Source organism: Aureimonas sp. AU4, from assembly GCF_001463765.1.
Taxonomy (GTDB): domain Bacteria; phylum Pseudomonadota; class Alphaproteobacteria; order Rhizobiales; family Rhizobiaceae; genus Aureimonas.
This window is the reverse complement of sequence record NZ_BBWK01000051.1, coordinates 41,234-56,819: the sequence shown is the minus strand read 5'-3', so window position 1 is coordinate 56,819 and position 15,586 is coordinate 41,234. Positions and strand designations below refer to the sequence as shown.

Here is a 15,586-nt window from a genome sequence, read left to right as displayed (position 1 = left end):
CGTGCGCTTCAAAACCTTGGCCGGTCCTGCTCCGGCCGAAGCGTCCTAGTTCAGGGTGCGCGGCCGGTCGCTGGGCACGTCCAGCGAGAAGGCCGGTACCTCGACCTCGAAATAGGTGCCGTCCACGCCCTGCATGCGGAAGCGCCCGCGCATGATGCCGGACGGCGTGCCGAGCGGGCAGCCCGACGTGTAGGTGAAGCTGTCGCCGGGCGACAGGATCGGCTCCTCGCCCACCACGCCCGGCCCCTGCACCTCCTCGACATGGCCGTGCGCGTCGGTGATGTGCCAGTAGCGCGAGCGCAGCTGCACGGTCTCGCGCGAGCCGTTCTCGATCTCGATCCGGTAGGCGAAGACCCAGCGGTTCTCGTCCGGCTCGGACTGGTCGGGCAGGTAGCTCGGGGTCACGCTGACGGTGATGTGGCGCGTGGTGGCCGTGTACATGGCGTCTCGGGTCTTTGGCACTCGCGCCCGGGAACAAAGGGCGTCCAAACGCTTGTCGCCCGGACGCCCCGAAAGGTCAAATCGGCCGGGACCGCCGGCCTTCAGGCGAGGCGCAGCGCCCGCTCGAAGTCCTCCAGAAGATCCTCGCCGTCCTCGATCCCCGCCGACAGGCGCAGGAGCCCCGGCCCGATGCCGAGCTCGGCGCGCGCCTCCTCGGTCAGGCTCTTGTGCGTGGTCGTGGCGGGATGCGTGATCAGGCTCTTGGCGTCGCCCAGATTGTTGGAGATCTTCACGATCCGCAGCGCGTTGGAAAGGCGGAAGGCGGCCTCCTTGCCGCCGGCGAGCTCGAAGGCCACCAGCGTCGAGCCGCCCTTCATCTGGCGCGCGATGACGGCGGCGTCCGGATGGTCGGCGCGGCCGGGGTAGAGAACGCGCGCGACCTTGGGCGAGGCGGCGAGGAAGTCGGCGAGCCTGGCGGCGTTCGCGCTCTGCTGCGCGACGCGCAGCGGCAGCGTCTCCAGGCCCTTCAGGAGCGTCCAGGCGTTGAAGGGCGAGAGCGAGGGGCCGGTGTGGCGGAAGAAGTCCTGCAGCGTCTCGTCGATCCAGGTCTGGTTCGACAGGATCACGCCGCCCAGACACCGGCCCTGGCCGTCGATGTGCTTGGTGGCGGAATAGACCACGACGTCGGCGCCGAGCTCCAGCGGCTTCTGCTGGAGGGGCGTCGCGAAGACGTTGTCGACGATCAGGATCGCGCCGGCCGCATGCGCGATCTCGGCCACCGCCGCGATATCCACCACCTCCAGCGTCGGGTTGGTGGGCGACTCCAGGAAGAACACCTTGGTCTCGGGCCGCACCGCCGCGCGCCATTGGTCGAGGTCGCGCCCGTCCACCAGCGTGGACGCGACGCCCGCGCGGCCGAGCACGGTCTCGATGATGTAGCGACACGAGCCGAACAGCGCGCGCGCGGCCACCACGTGGTCGCCGGCCTTGACCGAGCACTGAAGCGCGGCCGAGACGGCGGCCATGCCGCTGGCGGTGGCGCGCGCGTCCTCGGCGCCTTCCAGCGCGATCATGCGCTCCTCGAACATGCGCGTCGTCGGGTTGGCGTAGCGCGAGTAGACGAAGCCGGGCTCCTCGCCCTTGAAGCGCCGCTCGGCCGCCTCGGCCGTCTCGTAGACGAAGCCTTGCGTCAGGAAGAGCGCCTCGGAGGTCTCGCCGAAGGGCGAGCGCATGGTGCCGCCGTGGACGAGGCTGGTCGCGGGCCGCAAGGGGCGGTGTTCGTCGTTGGTGGTCAGCATGGACAGACGCTCCGAGGCCGGCTTCGAGGATCGAGAACTCGAGCAAAGGCGCGCGCAATCGGGCGGAAAGCGGCTCTTAGCGAGTTGTTTTACGTGGCTGCAAGCCGGCCGGCCAAAATCACCACGGGATGGCGGAGAGGCATAATCCTCCGCCCGCGCGATGGCAACCGGCGGCCCCGCGCTTTAACCTTGCGGAAGTCAGGCTTGTGGGAGAAGGAGGACCATGACCGCCGGCATCCTTCCCGACCGCGAGATCGCGCGCCTCCACCAGTCCGGCGCGATCGCGAGTCCGCGCCCGCTCGATCCCGACCAGATCCAGCCGGCGAGCCTCGACCTGCGGCTCGGTCCCAAGGCCTACCGGGTGCGCGCCAGCTTCCTGCCGGGGCGCGGGCGCACGGTCGCCGAGAAGCTGGAGCGCTTCTCGATGCACGAGATCGACCTTTCCACCGGGGCGGTCCTGGAGACGGGCTGCGTCTATGTCGTGCCGCTCCTGGAGAGCCTCGCGCTTCCCGCCGACCTTCGGGCTGCGACCAACCCCAAGAGTTCCACCGGCCGGCTCGACATCTTCACGCGCGTCCTCACCGACGGGGCGCCGGAATTCGACAAGGTGGCCGCCGGCTACCGGGGACCGCTGTTCATCGAGATCTCCCCGCGCACCTTTCCGATCGTCGCGCGGGAGGGTTCGCGCCTCAGCCAGATCCGCTTCCGCTCCGGCGACGCGATCTTGAGCGGCGACGAGCTGGCCGCGCTGCACGCGAGCGAGCGGCTGACCAGCGCCGCGCGGCCCGACATCTCCAACATGGGCATCGCGGTCTCGATCGACCTTCGCGGCGACGAGAGCGGCCTCGTCGGCTATCGCGGCAAGCGCCATACGGGCGTCGTCGACGTTGACCGGCGCGCCGCGCACGACGTCCTCGACTACTGGGAGCCGATCCGGCGCTCGGGCACGGGCGAACTCGTGCTCGACCCCGACGAGTTCTATATCCTCGTATCGGAGGAGGCGGTCCACGTGCCGCCCGACTATGCGGCCGAGATGACGCCCTTCGACCCGCTGGTGGGCGAGTTCCGCGTGCACTACGCCGGCTTCTTCGACCCGGGCTTCGGCCACGGGCGGGCGGGCGGCACCGGCAGCCGCGCCGTCCTCGAGGTGCGCTCGCACGACGTGCCCTTCATCCTGGAGCACGGCCAGACGGTCGGCCGCCTCGTCTACGAGCCGATGTCGGCCCGCCCGGACCGCCTCTACGGCCTCGATCTCGCCTCGAACTACCAGGCGCAGGGCCTGAAGCTGTCGAAGCATTTCCGGTAGACGCTTGCGATTGGGCGCGCCTTCCCGGGACCGCGATCGCCCGGGCATCACCACCGCGCGCATGGAGGCGCATCCGCTTCTCGCATTCACTCGCCTGTCGCGATTCGACGGCCGGCGCGACAACAACTTCACGCTGATCCGCCTCGTCTTCTCGCTGCTGGTCCTATGGGGGCATGCCTGGCCACTCACGGGGTCGGGCTTCGATCCCGTTTCCCGCCTCATGATGCCCGGCACCTGGATCGGGGCCATCGCCGTGACCGGCTTCTTCGCGATCAGCGGCTTTCTCGTGACGGCGAGTTTCGAGAACCGCCCCTGGCGGGACTTCGTCGTCAGCAGGGTCCTGCGGCTCTACCCGGCCGCGCTCGCCTTCTTTGCGCTGATGCTTCTGGTTCTCGGACCGATGCTTTCGACGCTCGGCGCACGCGAGTTCTTCCGCTCGCCTCAGACATGGTCCTTCGCCATGGGCGCCTTGTTGCTGGATCTGCGGACGCAGCTGCCCGGCGTCTTCGCGGACCGGCCCTTCAGCGATTCCGTCAACGGTTCGCTTTGGACCGTGATCCTGGAACTTCGCTGCTATGTCGCCGTACTCGCCTTCGGGCTCATGGGCGGCTTTCGACGACGAGCCATCGCCAACACGGCGCTGGGCGCCATTCTGGTCGCCGGCTACGTCCTGCAGTCCTACCTGCCGATGCTCGGTATCGCGTCCAATCATAACCGGCAGTTCGCTTATTTCGTGATCGGCGCCCTGTTCTGGATCAATCGGGACCGTGTGCCACTGAACGGGGCGGTGGCCGTCCTCGCCGTTCTCCTGCCCTGGCCGTTCTGGGGCACGGCACTCTTTCCCGTCGTCCTTTCCGTTTGTCTCGTCTACGCGATCTTCGCCGTCGCCTACCTCGCGCCGCATGCGGATTTGGATCGCATCGGGGACTTCTCCTACGGGATCTACATCTATGCCTGGCCCGTCCAGCAGGCGATCTGGCGACCGGGCCAGACACCCTGGGAAAACGCGCTTCTGGCAACCGTCATCGTCGTGCCGCTGAGCGTCGCGTCCTGGTATGCGATCGAGAAGCCCGCCCTTTCCTGGAGAAAGCGCCCATCGGCTTCCGCCACCCGCTAGAACAGAAGCCAGAGCACCAGGAGCGCCAGCCAGAGGACGCTTGAAAGCATCAGGCCGAGGATGAGGCCGGAGGCCGGGCGGAGGGGTTCGGGCGTAGGGCGCGGGGACGGGGCGGCATGGCTCGCCTCGATCCTCTCCGCCTGTCGTCTTGTCGCTTCTACCGTCATCGAAGCAGCCTCCCGTCCGCACAACCGAAAATAGAGTGCCGGCGCGCATTCGTCATGCGACCAAACGATCGCTCACGAAGGCGTGAGGTCAGCTTTGCGCCCCTCGCCCTACAACGGCACCACCATCGGCGTGCCAGCGACCGGGTCGGCCAGAACGCGGGCCGAAAGGCCGAAGGCGCGCAAAAGGTTCGCTTCGGTGAGGACATCGACGGGCGAACCCGCGGCGACCAGCCCTTCGTCGCCCAGAAGCACCAGATGGTGGAAGAAGCGCGCCGCGAGGTTGAGGTCGTGGAGAACGCTGACGACGGTCGTGCCCGCCTTCTCGTTGCGCGTGCGAAGAAGGCGCAGAACCTCCAGTTGGTGCGGCAGGTCGAGCCAGGTCGTCGGCTCGTCGAGGAGCAGAACCGGCGTGTCCTGCGCGAGCGCCAGCGCCAGCCAGACGCGCTGGCGCTGGCCGCCCGACAGCTCGTCCACCGGCCGGTCGGCGAGCGCGCTCATCGAGACGGCTTCCAGCGCGCCGCGCACGGCCAGGGTGTCGGCCTCGCTCCAGGGCGCGAGGAAGGCACGCCAGGGCGCGCGGCCCCGGCCCACGAGCTCGCGCACCGTGATGCCGCCCGGCGCCAGCGGCGCCTGGGGCAGGATCGCGAGGCGACGCGCGAGGCGGCGCGTGTTCTCGCGGCGCAGGTCCGCCCCGTTGAGCGTCACGCGGCCCGACAGGGGCTCGATGAGGCGGGCCAGCGCCCGCAGGAGCGTGGACTTGCCGCAGCCGTTCGGCCCGAGGATCGCGGTCATGCGGCGGGGCGGCAGGTCGAGCGACAGGTTCTCGACGACGCGGCGCGCGCCGTAGCCGAGCGACAGCTCCTCGGCGCGCAGGATCATCTCGCTCACAGCTCCCCCCGGTCCATCTCGCGCGCGAGGCGCCACAGAAGATAGGGCGCGCCCATCACGCCCACCGTGACGCCGACCGGGAGCTGGATGCCCGGCAGCGCCGCGCGTCCGGCAAGGTCCGCCAGCGCCATGACGAGCGCGCCGCCGCCGGCGGCCGACAGGAGGCGACCCGCCGTGCCGCGCGCGCCCGTGACACGCCGGCCGAGGGGGAGGGCCATGAGGGCGACGAAGGCGACCGGTCCCGCCACCGCGACGCCGGCGGCCGCGAGCAGCACGGCCGTGCCGACGAGCGCGAGGCGTGCCCCCTCGACCCGCAGCCCGAGGCCGCGCGCCAGCTCCGGGCCGAGTTCCAGGAGCTGGAGCGAGCGGACCTGCACCGCCAGAATCGCGCCGAGCGCAAGGCCGGGTACCCAGACCTGCAGCGCATGGCCCCCGTTGCGCGCGGCGAGCGATCCCGCGACCCAGCGCTGGGCTTCGGCGGCCTGCGTCACCGGCAAGCGGAGCGACAGGAGGCTCGTCACGGCGGTCAGCGTGAAGCCGACGCCGAGCCCGACCAGGACGAGGATCAGCGTCGCGTCGCCCCGGCCCGGGCGATGGGCGAGAAGGGTCACGAGAAGCGCGCTCGCGATGCCGCCGAGGGCCGCGACGAGCGGCGGCGGCAGCGTCCAGCCGAGCGCGATCGACGCGACCACGGCCAGGCCCGCGCCCGCGTTGAAGCCGAGAATGTCGGGCGAGGCGAGGGGATTGCGCAGGAGCGTCTGGAGCACGGCGCCCGACAGGCCGAGCGCCGCGCCGGCCCCGAGCGCGGTGACGAGGCGCGGACCCCGGATGACGCGCACGGCCAGCGCGCCCGGTCCCTCGCCATGCCAGACCCCGCGCCAGAGCGCGCCCGGCCCGATCAGGGTCTCCCCGACCGCAAGCGACAGGAGAGCGGCGGCGAGAAGGAGTGCCAGGAGGCCGAGCGCGCCCCTCATGCGCGGGACCCGAGCGAAAGGCGGCGCACGAGGAGGACGAAGATCGGCCCCCCGACGAGCGCCGTCACGAGGCCGACGCGCAGCTCGGCCGGGGCGATCACGAGGCGGCCGAGCGTGTCGGCGAGAAGCAGCAGCGTCGCGCTCAGAAGCGCGGAGGCGAGAAGCTCGGCGCGAAGGGCGTGGCCCGCGAGGCGCCGGGCGAGCGGGGGCACCATCAGCCCGAGAAAGGCGACCGGGCCCGCCACCGCGACCGAGGCGCCGGTGAGGAGCGTGACGACGAGGAGCGCGGTCCCTTGCGCGCGCAGGAGGCGCGTGCCGAGCCCCCGCGCCACGGCGTTGCCCAGCGACAGGGTCTCGAGCGTCGGCGCGACCGCCAAGGCGAGGAGCGCGCCGCCGAGCGCCACCGCCGCCATCGAGGCGAGCGGGCGCTCGCCCGCCTGCGCCAGCGAGCCGTTGACCCAGAAGCGGAAGACCTCGAGCGAGTCGGAGCGCGTCAGCACCACGGCGGAGACGAGCGACAGGAGAAGGGCGTTCAGCGCCGCGCCGGCCAGAACGAGACGCACCGGGCCGGCGTCGCCCCGCAGCGCGCCGCCCAGCGCGAAGACCGCGACCGCCGCCAGCGCCGCGCCCGGAAAGGCCAGAAGCGCAAGGAAGCCGCTGTCGGCGCGCGCCAGAAACAGGGAGCCGAGCACGACCGCGAGCGCCGAGCCGGCGCTGACGCCGAGGATGCCGGGATCGGCAAGCGGGTTGCGCGTCAACGCCTGCATCACCGAGCCCGCGATGCCGAGGCCCGCGCCCGCGACCAGCGCCGCCGCCACGCGCGGCAGGCGCACGAGGCGCACCGCGACGTGGCCGGGGTCCTGTGGGTCGAAGCCGGCGAGCGCCTGCCAGACCTCGGCGAGGCCGAGCGGGCGCGCGCCGAGCGAGAGCGCCAGAAACACCGCCAGGGCGAGGAGCGCTGCGGCGAGCAGCAGCCTCAAGGCGCGAGGCCCGCGCGCACCGCCGAGGGCACGGCGGTCGCCGGGTCGCCGTCGAGCGCCAGCGCCATGTCGCCCTCCAGCTGCGCCAGCGCGAAGGGCAGGGACAGGACGCTGCCGAAGGACAGGGCCCCGGCCGTCAGCGCCCCGGCGAAGACCTCGCGCCCCTCTCGGTGCGCACCGAGGAGCCGGCGCATGGGGAGGGCGGCGAGATCGGGCGCCGCGTCGAGCGACGAGACCCAGACGAGGAGATCCGCGTCGAGCGGCGACAGGTCCTCGGGCGAGAGGCCGGCGTAGAAGTGGCCTCCGCCCAGCCGCTCGATCTCTTGCGGGATTTGGAAGCCGAGTTCGCTCAGGAAGCGGCCGCGCGTGTCCTCGGCCGTGAAGGCGCCCGTCTCGCCGCCGAAATGGTAGGCCGCCGCCGCGCTCCGGCCCTCCCAGTCGGGATGGCGCGCCCGGGCCTCGGCGAAGAGCCGGCGCGTTTCCGCGATGCGCTCCTCGGCCAGGGCATCGCGGCCGAGCGCGCGGCCGAGGAGGCGCGTCGTCTCGTCCCACGGCAGGGCGTAGGTCGCGGCCCCCGGCGGCTGCATGAGGGTCGGCGCAATCTGCGACAGGATCGCGTATTCGTCCTGCGTGATGCCGGAGCCGATGGCGACGATGAGATCGGGTCGGAGCGAGGCCACGGTCTCCATCGCGACCTCGCCCGCGATCACGGCGGGCGCCTCGCCCCGGAGATAGGGCTGGGCCCAGGGCCAGATCGAGGCGGGCTGGTCACCGAACCAGGCGCGCACCGCGACCGGCTGGACGCCGAGCGCAAGGAGGGGATCCTGCGTGGTGAAGCCGAGCGAGACGATGCGCACGGCGGGCTTGGCAAGGACCGTCTCGCCGAACACGTGCCGGAAGCGGATCTCCGCCTGCGCCCACGCGGGCCGGGCGAACAGCGCGCAGGCGAGGCCGCCGAGCACCGTGCGCCGCGTCGGGCCGGGGCTCTCGCGGGAAGCCGTGAGCCGGCCGGGAAGGTGGAACGGGATCATGCAAGGCAACTCGCGGCGGGCGGCGGACCGGCCGGAGGTCGCAAACTTGATGGCATGAGTCAACTATTGGAGCGCTGCGCGGGATGGCCGAACCAGGGGCGACATGCTGGCGCGCCCGGCGGCTTTCCCGTAAAGCCGGACCTTTCCAGTCTCGCGGGGGCTTCGCTTCCGCCCGATCCTGTGAGCCAGGAGCCGCCATGCCCGCCGGGCCCCGACCCTTTTCCATCCCGCCCGAACCTCTTGTCGCGGAGCGCGGAGCATGAGCGAGGCGACGCCCGAGACCGAGGCGGCTGCCGCGCGCGAGGCCGCGCGCCTGGAATCGGCGCGCCTGTTCTTTGCCCGCCCCTGGGTCTTCATCCGGGGCGTTCCGTCCATGAAGTTCCTGCCGCCCGAGGGTCCGCCCGAGGTCGCGTTCGCGGGGCGCTCCAACGTCGGCAAGTCGTCGCTGATCAACGGGCTGGTCGGGCAGAAGGGGCTGGCGCGCACCTCCAACACGCCGGGGCGCACGCAGGAGCTGAACTACTTCGTGCCGGACGGCTATTCCGGCGAAGCGGGAGACCTGCCGCCGCTCGCGCTCGTCGACATGCCGGGCTACGGCTACGCCAAGGCACCCAAGGACCAGGTCGACGCCTGGACCAAGCTCGTCTTCGACTACCTGCGGGGGCGCGCGACGCTGAAGCGCGTCTTCGTGCTGATCGACGCGCGCCACGGCATCAAGGGCAACGACATCGAGGTGCTCCAGCTCCTCGACAAGGCCGCCGTGTCCTACCAGATCGTGCTGACCAAGGCCGACAAGATCTCGAACCTCGCGCTGCCGAAGCTGGAGGCGGCGACGCGCGAGCTGATCCGCAAGCGGCCCGCCGCCTATCCCGCCATTCTGTCCACCTCGTCCGAGAAGGGCTGGGGCATGGCCGAGGTCCAGGCCGCGATCGCCGACTTCGCCACGCCCGGGCGTTGAGGCGCGAGCGGGCGGCGGGGGCGTTCAGTCCCGCCGGTCCGGCCCGTAGGCCGCCATGAAGACGCGCACGGCCGCGTCGACGATGCGGTCGCGCTCGGACGCCGACAGGGGCGGGGCCTGGTCGTCGAAGAAGCGGCGGCGCAGGACGCCGGCGGTCGCCAGCTCGATGAACTGCGAGGCGGCGAGCTCGTGATCCTCGACCTTGAGCGTGCCGAGCTCGCTGGCGCGCCGGATGAATTCGGCGACCAGCGCCAGGCCGCGCATCGGGCCGCGCCGGTAGAACTCGCGCCCGAGCTCGGGCATGCGGCTCGCCACCGCGATCACGGTGCGCTTGGCGGTCATGGCCTCGGGCGAGAGCATCAGGTCGAACAGGCGCTGCGCGAAGCGGCGCAGCGTGACGTCGGGCCGCCCGGCATCGACCAGGAGTTCCTCGATATCGGCGAAGTAGGCCTCGCGCTCCTCCGCGATCAGGGCGTGGAAGAGCTCCTCCTTCGAGCGGAAGTAGACGTAGAGGGTCGACTTCGACACGCCGCTCTCGCGCGTGATGTCGTTCATCGAGGCCGCGTCGAAGCCCGTCGACACGAAGACCCGCTTGGCGCCTTCCAGGATCTGGCGCCGCTTCGCCGGGTCCTCGCCGGCCGCGCTGCGACCTTCGGCCGGGCAGATCCGCGCCATGGTCTCGCTCAAGGAAGCCTCCCGATTCAAACGGTTTTCACGGTAAGGTGAACTTTCTTTTTGCAGTGCACCTTGACCCGCTTGAAATGCGCGAGGCGACGCGTTAGGTCAAGATCGAACTGAACGGTTCGGTTCGATTTTTCCCGAGGTTGTCATGTCCCAGTCCGTCACCGAGAAGGTCGGAGAGCCCGGCGAGCGCGCGCAGCCCCGTCTCGAGGTCGTTGGTCGCAAGACGTCCGAGACCGCGCCGGTCGCAGCGCCCGCGCAGGCGGCCGCACCGCCCAAGCGGAAGGGCGGGGGCCTGCGCAAGCTTCTCCTGTCGGGCGTTCTCCTGGCGGCAGTGGCGGGCGGCGCCTGGTTCGGCCACCAGTGGTGGATCGACGGGCGCTTCATGGTGACGACCGACGACGCCTACGTCTCAGCCGACATGGCGATCATGACGCCCAAGATCACGGGCTATATCGCGAGCGTCCCGGTGGTGGAGAACCAGACCGTGAAGGCGGGCGACCCGATCGTCGAGATCGACCCGGGCGACTACCAGCTCGCCTTGCGCTCGGCCGAGGCCAAGCTCGCCACCCAGAACGCCACGATCGACAGCGTGCGCGCCCAGCGCGAAGCCGCCCAGCGGCAGGTGGGCGAGGCGCAGGCCAACCGCGCCGCGCTCCAGAGCACGGCGGACCAGGCCGCGCTCGACCTCCAGCGCGCCCAGCGCCTCGTCCAGTCCGGCGCGGGCACGCAGGTCGTGCTCGACCAGGCCCGCTCCGCCAAGGCCGCGGCCGATGCGCGCCTCGGTGGCGCCGATGCCACGATCAGCGCCGCCGAGGCGCAGGTCGGCGTGCTGGATGCCCAGATCAAGGAAGGCGAGAGCAAGACCGGCGAGCTCACGGTCGCCCGCGACCAGGCGGCGCGCGACCTCTCCTTCACCACGCTGCGCGCGCCCTATGACGGGATCGTCGGCAACCTCGCGGCCCAGCCGGGCGACCTCGTCTCGCCGAGCCGGCGCCTCGCCGCGATCGTGCCGCTCGACAAGGTCTTCGTCGATGCGAACTTCAAGGAAACGCAGCTCGGCGAGATCGTCGCGGGCGAGCGGGCGCGCATCGAGGTCGATGCGCTGCCGGGCGTCGAGGTGACGGGCACGGTGGAGTCGGTCTCGCCGGCCTCGGGCTCGGTCTTCTCGCTGCTGCCGGCCGACAACGCGACCGGCAACTTCACCAAGATCGTGCAGCGCGTGCCGGTTCGGATCGCGATCGATCCGGCCGACGCCCATTCCGGCAAGCTGCGGCCGGGCCTCTCGGTCACCGTGTCGGTGGACCGGCGCACCGCGCCGGGCGCCACCGGGGCCGCCAACCGCTAAGCCTCAGCCGATTCCTCTCGCGAAAGGCGGGATCGCATGTCCTCGACGACCCTGACCGCCGGCGGCCCGCCGCGCGCCGCCGCGCCGCCCGCCGCCCCCGATGCCGTGCCGCTGCGCCGGATGCTCGCCTTCATGGCGATGGTGTTCGGCATGTTCATGGCGATCCTGGACATCCAGATCGTCTCGGCCTCGCTGGCCGAGATCCAGGCGGGCCTGTCGGCCTCGACCGACGAGATCGCCTGGGTCCAGACCGCCTACCTGATCGCCGAGGTGATCATGATCCCCTTGTCCGGGTTCCTCGCCCGGATGCTGTCGACGCGCGTCCTGTTCACGCTGGCGGCGGCCGGTTTCACGGCGTCCTCGGCGCTGTGCGCCACGGCCACCAACATCGACCAGATGATCATCTACCGCGCGCTGCAGGGCTTCATCGGCGGCGGCATGATCCCGAGCGTGTTCGCGGCGGCCTTCACGATCTTCCCGCCCTCCAAGCGCGCCGTGGTCTCGCCCATGATCGGCCTCGTGGCGACGCTCGCCCCCACGATCGGCCCGACCGTCGGCGGCTACCTCAGCCATGCGCTGTCGTGGCACTGGCTGTTTCTCGTCAACGTGCCCTTCGGCATCGTGGTCGCGATCTCGGTCTGGAACCTCGTCGACTTCGACAAGCCGAACCTCGCGCTCTTCAAGAACTTCGACTGGTTCGGGCTTCTCGGCATGGCCGCCTTCCTCGGCTCGCTCGAATACGTCCTGGAGGAGGGGCCGCTCGACGACTGGTTCGACGACCAGGTGATCGTCGTCATGACCGTGATCCTGGTGCTGGGCGCGCTCCTGTTCCTCTACCGCGCCTTCACGGCCAAGGAGCCGATCGTCGACCTGACGGCGTTCACGAACCGCAACTTCGCCTTCGGCTCGCTCTTCTCCTTCATCATGGGCGTCGGGCTCTACGGCCTGACCTATCTCTACCCCGTCTATCTCGGCCGCATCCGGGGCTACGATTCGCTGATGATCGGCGAGACCATGTTCGTCTCGGGCCTCGCCATGTTCGCGACCGCCCCGATCTCGGGCAAGCTTTCCACCAAGCTCGATCCGCGCGTCATGATGCTGATGGGCTTCACCTCGTTCGCGCTCGGCACGTGGCTGATGAGCGGCATCACCCACGACTGGGACTTCCGCGAGCTCTTCATCCCGCAGATCCTGCGCGGCTTCGGGCTGATGATGGCCATGGTGCCGATCAACAACGTGGCGCTGGGAACGCTGACCCCGGACAAGATGAAGGGCGCCTCCGGCCTCTACAACCTGACGCGTAACCTCGGCGGCGCGGTGGGCCTTGCGATCATCAACACGATGATCAACGACCGCACGGCGCTGCACTACGACCGTCTGGCCGAGCGCGTGCGCTGGGGTTCGCAGATCGCCGAGGACCGCCTGTCGCAGATGGCGGCCAGCCTTTCGGCGGGCGGGCTCGATGGCCCCAACGCGGCGATCGGCCAGCTCGTCGGCCTCGTGCGGCGCGAGGCGAGCGTCATGGCCTTCTCGGACGTCTTCCTGTTCCTGACCGCGCTCTTCGCCGGCCTGTGCGTCATGACCGTCTTCATCGCCAAGCCGCGCGCCGGCGTGAAGGCCGACGCGCACTAGACCGGCGGGCGCCGGCGTTCGCCGAACTCGGTAAGGCGCCGGCGCATGCGCCGGTAGAGGTCGCGATAGGCGTCGAGGATCTGGTCGCGGCTGCCGTTGACGGCGGAGGGATCGGGCATGGGCCAGAACTCGACCGCGGTGGCGTCGGCGCCCGTCGCGTCCATCACCGCGTGATGGGCCTCGGGCGAGAGCGTGACGACGAGATCGAAATAGCCGTCCGCGAGATCCTCGACCGTCTGCGGCCTGCGGTCGCCGAGTGTCAGGCCTTCTTCCGCCAGCACGACGTCCACGAACGGGTCGCGCTCGCCGCCCTTCACCCCGGCCGATGCGACGTAGGTGCCCGGCAGGACGGCCCGAGCGATGGCCTCGGCCATGGGCGAGCGGATCGAGTTCTGCCCGCAGACGAACAGGATCGAGCCGGGCGCGCCGCCTGCCGGGGTGCCGCTCATCTCGTCCCTTCCCCGCTCACTCCGATCATCCTCCCTCACGCGCGCCGATGCAGCACGCAGATCAGCGTGAAGAGGCGGCGCGCCGTGTCCTTGTCGAGGGCGATCTTGCCCTCGAGCCGCTCGCGCAGGAGGTCGGACCCGTCGTTGTGGATGCCGCGCCGGCCCATGTCGATCGCCTCGATCTGCGAGGGCGTGGCGGTGCGGATCGCCTCCTGGTAGCTGTCGCAGATCAGGAAATAGTCGCGGATCACGCGACGAAAGGGCGTCAGCGACAGGATGTGGGTCACGAGCGCCTGATCGCCTTCGGAGCGGATGTCGAAGACGAGCCGACGGTCGGCGAGCGAGAGCCGCAGCCGCAACGGCCCTTCGGGCGCGCCGACCGGCTCGAAGCGGTTCTCCTCCAGGAGGTCGACGATCGCGACGCGCCGCTCGTGCTCGACGTCGGGCGGGGCGCGGCCCACCGAGGCGTCGAGCTCCACCGCGACGAGGCGACCGCCACCCACCGTCAGGCGCCCGGATTGAGCCGGATGGCGACCGAGCGCGCGTGCGCGTCGAGTCCTTCCACGCGTGCCAGCTCGATCGCGGCCGGTGCCAGCGCGCGCAAGGTCTCGGCCGAGAGCTTGAGGATCGAGGTGCGCTTCACGAAGTCGAGCACCGAAAGGCCCGAGGAGAAGCGCGCCGAGCGCGCCGTCGGCAGGACGTGGTTGGAGCCGCCGACATAGTCGCCGATCACCTCGGGCGTGTGGCGCCCGAGGAAGGCCGCGCCGGCGTTGCGGATGCGCCCGAACAGCGCGTCGGGGTCGTCGGTGGCGATCTCGAGATGCTCGGCCGCGATGCGGTCGGCGAGCGCGGGCGCCTCGTCGAGCGAGCGCACCACGATCACGGCGCCGAACGTCTCCCAGCTCTCGCGGGCCGTGGCCGAGCGGTTGAGCGTGGCGAGCTGGCGCTCCACCGCCCGCTCCACGGCATCGGCCAGCTCGGCGCTGTCGGTGAGGAGGATCGACTGCGCGGCCGCGTCGTGCTCGGCCTGCGCCAGGAGGTCGGCGGCCAGCCAGTCCGGGTCGTTCTCGCCGTCGGCGATCACGAGGACCTCGGAGGGGCCCGCCACCATGTCGATGCCGACGCTTCCGAAGACCTGCCGTTTGGCGCTCGCCACATAGGCGTTGCCGGGGCCGACGATCTTGGCGACGGCGGGAATCGAGTGCGTGCCGTAGGCAAGCGCGCCGATCGCCTGCGCGCCGCCCACCCGGTAGATCTCGGACACGCCGGCGACCGAGGCGGCGGCCAGAACGAGCGGGTTCAGCGCGCCGCGCATGGCCGGCACCACCATGGCGATGCGCCGGACGCCCGCGACCTTGGCGGGCACCGCGTTCATCAGCACCGAGGAGGGGTAGCTCGCCGCTCCGCCCGGCACGTAGAGCCCGACCGATTCCACCGCCGTCCAGCGGTGGCCGAGCTCGGCGCCGAGCGAGTCCGTGTAGCGCTCGTCGGCGGGGCGCTGGCGCGCGTGGTGGCTGCGGATGCGCTCGTGCGCGAAGCGCAGCGCCTCCAGCGTCGTCTCCGGGGTCGCCTCCAGCGCCGCCTGGATCTCGTCCGGCGAGACGCGCAGCGTTTCGGGCGTCAGCTCCAGGGCGTCGAAGCGACGCGTGTAGTCGATCAGGGCGTCGTCGCCCCGCGCGCGCACGTCGTCGAGGATCGCGCGCACGGCGGCCTCGACGTCCACCGAGGCCTCGCGCTTGGCGGCGAGCAGGTCGCGAAAGCGCGGCTCGAAGTCGGGGTCGGCGCTGTGGAGCCGTTGGGGCAAGGCGGGACCTTCTGGATAGGGCGGCCCGCCGCGCTCAGCCCCGGTCGTGGTCGGGACGCGCCAGCGTGTCCCAGGCCGGGCCGAGGTCGGCAAGCTGGGCCTCGATGCACTCGACGTCGAGCCTTATCGCGCCCTGGCCGGCGAACACAAGCTCCACCGTGCCCGACGGGGCCGCGCCGGGGTGCCAGCGGATGGCGAGGAGCGCCAGGACGGCGTCGGGATCGGCCGGCAGGTTCTGGCGGCGCACGGCGAGGACGCGGTCGAAATGGAGCGCGGAGCGCCGCCGCTCGAAGGCGACGGGCCGCCCGAACCAGCGCCGGCGCGCGGTCGCCCGCTCCCAGCGGAAGCGGTTGAAGCCGACCGCGAACTGCTTCTCGGCGGGCAGGTAGACGAGGTCGCCGAGCCGCGCCACCCCGTCCTGCGCATGGGCCGAGAGGATGGCGAGATCCTCGTCGTCGAGCGCCATCAGGCGGAGAAGGTCCATGCGTCAGTCCTCGCGGGGGATGCCTTTG

General features: G+C 71.2%; 16 protein-coding genes and 1 riboswitch. Of the genes, 5 read left to right on the top strand and 11 right to left on the bottom strand.

Annotated features, from left to right (window positions below):
* Nucleotides 1-45 precede the first annotated feature (45 nt).
* Both apaG and AUL35_RS15410 read right to left on the bottom strand, forming a co-directional pair.
* Nucleotides 46-441 carry a Co2+/Mg2+ efflux protein ApaG gene (apaG, locus tag AUL35_RS15415; protein ID WP_062016300.1) on the bottom strand — a complete coding sequence of 132 codons (396 nt, stop codon included), beginning with the start codon at nucleotides 439-441 and terminating at the stop codon, nucleotides 46-48.
* A 101-nt stretch (nucleotides 442-542) separates the two neighbouring features.
* Nucleotides 543-1,739: an O-succinylhomoserine sulfhydrylase gene (locus AUL35_RS15410; protein WP_062016298.1), complete on the bottom strand. Its 1,197-nt coding sequence runs from the start codon at nucleotides 1,737-1,739 to the stop codon at nucleotides 543-545.
* A 57-nt stretch (nucleotides 1,740-1,796) separates the two neighbouring features.
* Nucleotides 1,797-1,874: riboswitch (SAM riboswitch) on the bottom strand.
* Nucleotides 1,875-1,962: 88 nt separating this feature from the next.
* Here AUL35_RS15410 and AUL35_RS15405 point away from each other — a divergent pair.
* Together AUL35_RS15405 and AUL35_RS15400 are read left to right on the top strand one after the other, a co-directional pair.
* A complete protein-coding gene (locus AUL35_RS15405; RefSeq protein ID WP_062016296.1) occupies nucleotides 1,963-3,045 on the top strand; it encodes a 2'-deoxycytidine 5'-triphosphate deaminase in 1,083 nt (360 codons plus the stop codon).
* Nucleotides 3,046-3,055: 10 nt separating this feature from the next.
* Complete coding sequence (locus AUL35_RS15400; RefSeq protein WP_062016294.1) at nucleotides 3,056-4,162, top strand: acyltransferase; 1,107 nt, start codon at nucleotides 3,056-3,058, stop codon at nucleotides 4,160-4,162.
* 275 nt (nucleotides 4,163-4,437) lie between these two features.
* On the opposite strand, the gene AUL35_RS15395 is transcribed toward AUL35_RS15400, so the two are convergent.
* From AUL35_RS15395 to AUL35_RS15380, 4 genes are read right to left on the bottom strand one after another with little or no spacing between them, the layout of a single operon-like run.
* Nucleotides 4,438-5,208 (bottom strand): ABC transporter ATP-binding protein, encoded by a 771-nt coding sequence (locus tag AUL35_RS15395; RefSeq protein WP_062016351.1) that lies wholly within the window; start codon nucleotides 5,206-5,208, stop codon nucleotides 4,438-4,440.
* A 5-nt stretch (nucleotides 5,209-5,213) separates the two neighbouring features.
* Nucleotides 5,214-6,191 (bottom strand): iron chelate uptake ABC transporter family permease subunit, encoded by a 978-nt coding sequence (locus AUL35_RS15390; RefSeq protein ID WP_062016292.1) that lies wholly within the window; start codon nucleotides 6,189-6,191, stop codon nucleotides 5,214-5,216.
* Complete coding sequence (locus AUL35_RS15385; protein WP_062016290.1) at nucleotides 6,188-7,171, bottom strand: iron ABC transporter permease; 984 nt, start codon at nucleotides 7,169-7,171, stop codon at nucleotides 6,188-6,190. The genes AUL35_RS15390 and AUL35_RS15385 overlap by 4 nt, the downstream gene beginning before the upstream one ends.
* The gene (locus AUL35_RS15380; protein WP_062016288.1) at nucleotides 7,168-8,202 is read right to left on the bottom strand and encodes an iron-siderophore ABC transporter substrate-binding protein; all 1,035 of its coding nucleotides are present in this window, start codon (nucleotides 8,200-8,202) and stop codon (nucleotides 7,168-7,170) included. The genes AUL35_RS15385 and AUL35_RS15380 overlap by 4 nt, the downstream gene beginning before the upstream one ends.
* Before the next feature lie 259 nt (nucleotides 8,203-8,461).
* Between AUL35_RS15380 and yihA the strand changes: the two genes are divergently transcribed.
* The gene (gene yihA, locus AUL35_RS15375) at nucleotides 8,462-9,160 is read left to right on the top strand and encodes a ribosome biogenesis GTP-binding protein YihA/YsxC (RefSeq protein ID WP_082666369.1); all 699 of its coding nucleotides are present in this window, start codon (nucleotides 8,462-8,464) and stop codon (nucleotides 9,158-9,160) included.
* A 24-nt stretch (nucleotides 9,161-9,184) separates the two neighbouring features.
* Here yihA and AUL35_RS15370 read toward each other — a convergent pair whose 3' ends face one another.
* Entirely contained in the window at nucleotides 9,185-9,847 is a 663-nt protein-coding gene (locus tag AUL35_RS15370) for a TetR/AcrR family transcriptional regulator (protein ID WP_082666368.1), read from the bottom strand.
* A 142-nt stretch (nucleotides 9,848-9,989) separates the two neighbouring features.
* Between AUL35_RS15370 and AUL35_RS15365 the strand changes: the two genes are divergently transcribed.
* Together AUL35_RS15365 and AUL35_RS15360 are read left to right on the top strand one after the other, a co-directional pair.
* Nucleotides 9,990-11,189: an HlyD family secretion protein gene (locus tag AUL35_RS15365; RefSeq protein WP_062016286.1), complete on the top strand. Its 1,200-nt coding sequence runs from the start codon at nucleotides 9,990-9,992 to the stop codon at nucleotides 11,187-11,189.
* A 36-nt stretch (nucleotides 11,190-11,225) separates the two neighbouring features.
* A complete protein-coding gene (locus AUL35_RS15360) occupies nucleotides 11,226-12,821 on the top strand; it encodes a DHA2 family efflux MFS transporter permease subunit (protein ID WP_062016284.1) in 1,596 nt (531 codons plus the stop codon).
* Here AUL35_RS15360 and AUL35_RS15355 read toward each other — a convergent pair.
* From AUL35_RS15355 to AUL35_RS15340, 4 genes are read right to left on the bottom strand one after another with little or no spacing between them, the layout of a single operon-like run.
* A complete protein-coding gene (locus AUL35_RS15355; RefSeq protein ID WP_062016282.1) occupies nucleotides 12,818-13,270 on the bottom strand; it encodes a low molecular weight phosphatase family protein in 453 nt (150 codons plus the stop codon). The genes AUL35_RS15360 and AUL35_RS15355 overlap by 4 nt on opposite strands.
* 35 nt (nucleotides 13,271-13,305) lie before the next feature.
* Nucleotides 13,306-13,773, bottom strand: coding sequence for a UPF0262 family protein (locus AUL35_RS15350; protein ID WP_156418019.1), 468 nt, complete (start codon nucleotides 13,771-13,773; stop codon nucleotides 13,306-13,308).
* Nucleotides 13,774-13,775: 2 nt separating this feature from the next.
* A complete protein-coding gene (gene hisD, locus AUL35_RS15345) occupies nucleotides 13,776-15,074 on the bottom strand; it encodes a histidinol dehydrogenase (RefSeq protein ID WP_062016278.1) in 1,299 nt (432 codons plus the stop codon).
* 34 nt (nucleotides 15,075-15,108) lie between these two features.
* A complete protein-coding gene (locus tag AUL35_RS15340; protein ID WP_062016276.1) occupies nucleotides 15,109-15,558 on the bottom strand; it encodes a DUF2948 family protein in 450 nt (149 codons plus the stop codon).
* Nucleotides 15,559-15,586 lie beyond the last annotated feature (28 nt).